The 488-nt window shown below is 61.1% G+C and carries 1 protein-coding gene; it reads left to right on the plus strand.

Annotation, left to right across the window (positions count from 1 at the left end):
- A partial coding sequence (locus tag EOA27_RS39745) for an ABC transporter ATP-binding protein (RefSeq protein WP_145970960.1) occupies positions 1–488 on the plus strand: 488 nt, incomplete at both ends.

The following is a 488-nucleotide window of genomic DNA, read 5'->3' on the forward strand; positions in this document are numbered from 1 at the left end:
CTGTTGTGGATGGCGTTTCATTCGACATCGGCGCGCGAGAGACTGTCGCCGTCGTCGGCGAATCCGGGTCCGGCAAGAGCGTGACTGCACTCTCGATCATGAGGCTCAACCCGCCGGGTTCGAGCAAAGTCGAAGGGTCGATCAAGCTCCAAGGCAAAGAGCTGCTCACCCTGCCGGATGCCGAGATGCGCCGCATTCGCGGCAACGAAATAGCGATGATCTTCCAGGAACCGATGACTTCACTGAACCCGGTGTTGACCATTGGCTACCAGATAGCCGAAGCGGTGATCTTGCATCGCGGCCTGTCGCGCTCCGAGGCCGAGTCGGAGACTATTCGACTGTTGGAGAAGGTGCGGATCCCGGCGGCGAAGTCGCGCTTCCACGAATTTCCGCACCTCTTCTCGGGTGGCATGCGCCAACGCGTGATGATCGCGATGGCGTTGGCGTGCAATCCCAAGCTGCTGATTGCCGACGAGCCGACGACGGCC

The sequence above is a fragment of the Mesorhizobium sp. M2A.F.Ca.ET.037.01.1.1 genome (assembly GCF_003998075.1).
In the GTDB taxonomy this organism is placed as follows: domain Bacteria; phylum Pseudomonadota; class Alphaproteobacteria; order Rhizobiales; family Rhizobiaceae; genus Mesorhizobium.